The 5631-nt window shown below is 66.4% G+C and carries 5 protein-coding genes and 1 pseudogene; all 6 read right to left on the reverse strand.

Going from position 1 to position 5631, the window contains the following annotated elements; translation table 11 throughout:
• Positions 1-1039, reverse strand: a 1039-nt coding sequence (ftsA, locus tag ACFP9U_RS23415; protein ID WP_378625144.1) for a cell division protein FtsA, incomplete at its 3' end; no start/stop codon positions are given.
• On the reverse strand, positions 1036-1923 hold the full coding sequence (locus ACFP9U_RS23420) for a cell division protein FtsQ/DivIB (protein WP_378625146.1): 888 nt from the start codon (positions 1921-1923) through the stop codon (positions 1036-1038). The genes ACFP9U_RS23420 and ftsA, both read right to left, overlap by 4 nt.
• Positions 1911-2837 (reverse strand): D-alanine--D-alanine ligase, encoded by a 927-nt coding sequence (locus tag ACFP9U_RS23425; RefSeq protein WP_378625148.1) that lies wholly within the window; start codon positions 2835-2837, stop codon positions 1911-1913. Before ACFP9U_RS23425 ends, ACFP9U_RS23420 begins: the two co-directional genes overlap by 13 nt.
• Before the next feature lie 297 nt (positions 2838-3134).
• The gene (gene murB / locus ACFP9U_RS23430) at positions 3135-4097 is read right to left on the reverse strand and encodes a UDP-N-acetylmuramate dehydrogenase (RefSeq protein WP_378625150.1); all 963 of its coding nucleotides are present in this window, start codon (positions 4095-4097) and stop codon (positions 3135-3137) included.
• Positions 4094-5491 (reverse strand): UDP-N-acetylmuramate--L-alanine ligase, encoded by a 1398-nt coding sequence (gene murC / locus ACFP9U_RS23435; protein ID WP_378625152.1) that lies wholly within the window; start codon positions 5489-5491, stop codon positions 4094-4096. The genes murB and murC overlap by 4 nt, the downstream gene beginning before the upstream one ends.
• Positions 5488-5631, reverse strand: a pseudogene (locus tag ACFP9U_RS23440) (UDP-N-acetylglucosamine--N-acetylmuramyl-(pentapeptide) pyrophosphoryl-undecaprenol N-acetylglucosamine transferase); the annotation flags it as partial. The pseudogene ACFP9U_RS23440 and the gene murC, both read right to left, overlap by 4 nt.

Genomic DNA, 5631 nt, shown 5'->3' on the forward strand with positions numbered 1-5631 from the left:
CCACCCGGCGCCCGACCAGATGGCCGTAGCCGGAGCGGCTGAGCTTGTCGCGCACCAGCTCCAGCGTTTCTTCGATGCGCGCGCGAATGATGCGCGCCATGACGGCGCGCGGCACCTGCAACGGCTCCTCGTTCTCGTCGCTGCCGATCGGCTGGATGGCGATGACATCGCGGTCGTCGGCGCTGACCGGCAGGGCCGAGCCGTGCATGACCTTCAGGCGCTCGGCGTCCTCCAGTCGCGTGGAAAGCCCGCGCGCCAGGTCCATGGTCACGTGGCTGCCGCCCACCGGCAGGGAGTCGGCATGGACGAACTTGCCTTCGAGAAACACCGAAATCGTCGTGCAGCCACCGCCCATGTCGATGCAGGCAGCCCCCATCTCCGCCTCGTCGTCCACCAGCGCCGCAAGGCCACTCGCATAGGGCGTGGCCACCATGCGCTCCACCGACAGGTGCGAGCGGTTGATGCACAGTTCCAGGTTGCGCAGGGGAACAGTGTCGGCGGTCACCAAATGCATGTCGACGCCCAGCGTGTCCCCCATCATGCCGCGCGGATCGCGAATGCCGCGCTCCGAATCGAGCGAGAAGGCAGTGGCGAGCGAGTGCACCACCTCGCGCTCCGCCTTCAGCGCCTGGCGCGCACCGGCCGCAAGCACCCGGTCGACATCGGCTTTCGCCGCCTCATGTCCGCCCAGCCTCACCGTCGCGGAGGCAGTCTCGCTTTTCAGCCGCCCGGCCGAAACGTTGACGATCAGCGAATCGACGGTCAGCCCGGCCATTCGCTCCGCCGCGTCGACGGACAGCCGGACCGCCTGCTCCGCCCGGTCGAGATCGACGATGACGCCCGATTTCACGCCTTCCGATCTCTGATGGCCGATACCGATGACCTGAATGCGATGGGTGCGGTGCGACAGCGCGCGCCCGCCGTCGCTCGGCAGAAGGCGCGCGATGATGCAGCACACCTTGCTGGAACCGATGTCGAGCACGGTGATGATGCCGGACCGGCGCTGCGATGCGCCGCGCTCTCCCAGGAACCAGCTCATATTCTGGCTCCCTTCATGAGCTTTTCGAGCGCCTCTTCGCGCGCCTCGGCAGCCTCCGGCGTGAGCGCCACGAAGAAACGGTCCGGCAGGCGCAGGTCAAGCGCCGAGACGGCGCGCGAGAAGAGCGCATACTCGGCGTCGAGCCTGGACGCCTCGGCCAAAGCCGTCTCGACGCCGTGCTCCGGCAGCTTGATCGTCATGCCGTTGTCGAGCTTCAGGTCCCAGCGCCGGTCGGCGAGGCGGACATAGGCGCGCACCCGGCCGTCGAGCCCGCGCACGCGCGAGACGCGCTCGATGAATTCCGGCCCCGACACATCGGCACCCGCGCCGATGACCAGGGGCAGCGACGCCAGATGCCCGCCCGTGAACGGCGCGATCACGTCGCCGTTCCGCTCGATGACGAACACCCGCCCGTTGCGCTGCCACAGAGCGAACGGCTCGCGCTCCTCGATGCGCACCTCGACCGTTGCCGGATAGACCTTGCGGACGGCGGCGTTTTCGACCCAGGGCAACCCGACGATCCGCGCGCGCGCCGCCCTCACATCGAAACCGACCATGGATGTCCAGCCGTCGAGACCGATCTGCTGCAGCACGTCGATCTCCGAGGTTTCGCGATTGCCGGAGACGTCCACATTCTCGATGGCGAAGCCGGCCCGCGCAGTCACGGCACCGAGCGCCTCGTCCATGTGCCCGCCCTTGATGCCGCCATAGAGACCCGCAAGCGCGAAAAGCAGGCCGCTCGCCAGCGTGGCGGCGAAGCGCGGCGGCTCGATCCGGTCGATCTCCAGCCGCTGGATGATGCGCGCCGGCCTGCGCAGCCAGCGCGGCAGCACATGGCCCGCTTCACCCGCACGAACGGCCCGGTATGACCTCAACGCGAACAAGACGCGTCCTCCACCATCCAACTCAACAGCGCACCGAAGCCGTAGCCGGCCTCGGCGGCGATTTCCGGCACCAGGGAGGTCGGGGTCATGCCCGGCTGCGTATTGATCTCGAGCCAGATCAACTCACCCTCTTCCGAATGACGGTCATCGAAACGGAAATCGGAACGGGTCACGCCCCGACAGCCGATCACCTCGTGCGCCCTGAGGGACAGTGTTTGTATTTTTTGGTAAATATTCGGTGAAATTTTCGCCGGGCATTCGTGCTTTGACCCCCCCGGGATATATTTCGAGTCATAATCGTAAAAGGCATGCCCCACCGGCACGATCTCACACACGCCGAGAACCTTATCCCCCATCACGGCACAGGTCAGCTCGCGCCCGTGCACATAGCGCTCCACCATGACCCGATTGCCGTAGCCCCATTCCGTCGAGCGCAGGAACTGCGGGGGATGCGACTGCCCCTCGCGCACGATGACGACACCGAAGCTCGACCCCTCGTTGACCGGCTTGATGACATAGGGCGGCGCCATCGGATGTTCGTCGCCGATTTCGAGACGGTTCACGATGCGCGACTGCGCCACCGGAACGCCGGCGGCCCGCACCACCGTCTTCGCCAGCTCCTTGTCCATGGCGAGCGCGGAGGCAAGCACCCCCGAATGCGTGTAAGGGATGCTCAGAAACTCGAGCACACCCTGGATCGTACCGTCCTCGCCATAAGGCCCGTGCAGGGCGTTGAAGGCGACGTCGGGCCGCAGCTCGTCGAGAACGCGCGCGATGTCGCGGCCGACATCCACCCGCGTGACCGCGTATCCCTCTGCTTCGAGGGCGTCGGCACAGGCCGAACCGGAAGAAAGGCTGACCGGCCTCTCGGACGAGAATCCGCCCATCAGTACGGCCACGTGCTTTCTCTTCACCTGCTGCCCTCTCCGGCCAAATCAGTCTTCGGCGCGCTCATCGCTCGAATCCCTTCACTCCCCTCGGGAGCCCCCTCCGGCAAAAACGCGCCGACTCAAATCAGGAAAACTTATGGCCAAAGAATCAGAGAGTTGATTCGGTGGCAAGGCCTTGAGATTCCGCCTGATTCAATTTTTCGGAAAAATTTCAAAATGTGATCGCCCAAGCGCGTCCAGCGCCGCCGCAAAGCAATTATGGGCACCAACTATCACGCCGACGCCCAACCGAGGCGGAAGACCGGAAACGTTTGCGGGAAGCTACAAGAGCTGCCCAAGGAAAGGATCGATCGCCTGGCCCGGCCGGAAGGCGCCGAGCCGCCGGATTTCCCATTCGAGCCGGATGCCCGAACGCTCCAGCACCTTCGCGCGCACCGTCTCGCCGAGATATTCCAGATCATAGCCGGTCGCCGTGCCGGTGTTGATCATGAAGTTGCAGTGCATGGGCGACATCTGCGCGCCGCCGATGACGAGTCCGCGGCAGCCCGCCTTGTCGACCTCCTTCCAGGCCGAACTCCCCGGCGGGTTCTTGAACGTCGAGCCACCGGTCTTCTCGCGTATCGGCTGCACCGTCTCGCGATGGTGCTGCACCGCATCCATGGCCGCGCGGATCGCCTCGGGCTCCTCGCGGTAGCCTTCAAGCAGCGCGGCGGTGAAGATCAGGTCGCCCGGCGCGGCGGACTTGCGGTAGGCATAGCCCATGTCGGCATTGGAAAGTACATGCAGTTCGCCCTTGCGGTCGAGCGCGCGGACCTCCACCACCCGCTCGCGCGTCTCCACGCCATTGGCGCCCGCGTTCATGCGCAGCGCTCCGCCGAGCGCCCCGGGAATGCCGTGGTAGAAATGGAACCCGCCGATCCCCGCTTCGAGCGCGGCGGCGGCAAGGCGTTTGTCCGGGATCGCCGCACCCGCCCGGATGCGCGTCGGCGAAATCGTCTCCGCCTGGCCGAAGCCCTTGGCCGAAAGCCGCACGACGAAGCCCTTGATGCCACCCTCGCGCACCAGAAGGTTGGAGCCTATGCCTACCACGGTGACGGGGATCTCCTCGGGCACCGCACGCAGGAAGGCCGCCAGGTCCTCCTCGTCCTGCGGCTGGAAAAGCACCTCCGCCTCTCCCCCGGCGCGAAACCAGGTGATCTTGTCCATGCCCGCGTCCGGCGTCAGCTTGCCGCGCAGGCCGGAAAGCCGTTCGCCGAGCTTCGAAACGAGTGCCGCGCCGCTCATGACCCGAGTTCCCGCGGCAGGGCATAGGCCCATTGCGTGATGTTGCCGGCCCCGAGAAAGACGACGAAGTCACCGGGCTTCGCCATCTCCTGCACCAGGGGCGCGATGGCTTCCGGCCCTTCGATGAAGCGCGCGTCGCGATGGCCCGCCGCCTTGAGGCTGGCCACAAGCGCTTCGGATGAGATGCCGTCGATGGGCGCCTCGCCGGCTGTGTAGACCGGTGCCACCAGAACCGTGTCGGCATCGTTGAAGCACGAGGAAAAGTCGTCGAACAGGTCACGCAAGCGCGTGTAGCGGTGCGGCTGGGCGATGGCGATGATGCGCCCGGCGCTCGCCGCCCGCGCCGCCTGCAGCACGGCACGGATCTCCACCGGATGGTGACCGTAATCGTCGAAGATCTGCACGCCGTTCCAGGTGCCGGTAAGCGTGAAACGCCGCTTGACGCCGCCGAAGGCGGCAAGCCCCTTGCGGATGTCTTCGGAAGGGATCCCCAGTTCATGGGCAACCGTGATGGCGGCCACCGCATTGGAGACGTTGTGCCGGCCGGGCATGGGCAGGCGCAGATCCTCGATCGTCTCCGGCCTTTCCGCCTTGCGCCCGCGCAGCGTCACGTCGAAGACGGAGACGGCGCCGTCCATGCGGTGGTTGAAGAAGCGCACGTCGGCCTGCGGGTTCTCGCCATAGGTGACGATGCGGCGGTCCTCGATGCGGCCCACCAGCGCCTGCACCTCCGGATGGTCGATGCACATGACGCCGAAACCATAGAACGGCACGTTCTCCACGAACTGCCGGAACGCCTCGCGCACCTGCTCGAAGGAGCCGTAATGGTCGAGATGCTCGGGATCGATGTTGGTCACCACGGCGATCTCGGCCGGCAGCTTCAGGAAGGTGCCGTCGCTCTCGTCCGCCTCGACCACCATCCAGTCGCCCTGGCCCATGCGCGCGTTGGTGCCGTAGGCATTGATGATGCCGCCGTTGATGACGGTCGGATCGAGCCCGCCGGCATCCAGAAGCGCCCCCACCATGGAGGTCGTCGTGGTCTTGCCATGCGTGCCGCCAATGGCCACCGCCTGGCGGAAGCGCATCAGCTCCGCCAGCATCTCGGCCCGGCGCACGATGGGCAGGAGCCGCTCGCGCGCGGCACGGTATTCCGGATTGTCGCGCTTGATGGCCGTGGAGATCACCACCACCTCGGCTTCTCCGAGATTCTCCGCCCTCTGGCCGACGAAGACCTTGATGCCCTTGTCGCGCAGGCGCTCCACATTGGCGTTTTCCGCCTGGTCGGACCCCTGCACCCGGTAGCCGAGCGTGAACAGCGCCTCGGCGATGCCGCTCATGCCGATGCCGCCGATGCCGATGAAATGCACGACCCCGATTGTCTGCGGCATCTTCATGCGCGCGCTCCTTGCTTGAAACCGGCCACCGAACTGCCGCAGGCAATAGCCTCTGTCAGGTCGGCGAGCAATGCGGCGGCATTCGGCCGCCCCGCCTCGCGCGCCGCAGCCGCCATGGCGGCGAGCTTGTCCGGTGCGGC

Origin of the sequence: Nitratireductor sp. GCM10026969, from assembly GCF_042660605.1 — a bacterium.
GTDB lineage: Bacteria > Pseudomonadota > Alphaproteobacteria > Rhizobiales > Rhizobiaceae > Chelativorans.

Coding starts and splice junctions, on each gene's coding strand:
- murB (WP_378625150.1), bottom strand. CDS start 4,097: ATGAGCGGCGCGGCACTCGTTTCGAAGCTCGGCGAACGGCTTTCCGGC.
- murC (WP_378625152.1), bottom strand. CDS start 5,491: ATGAAGATGCCGCAGACAATCGGGGTCGTGCATTTCATCGGCATCGGC.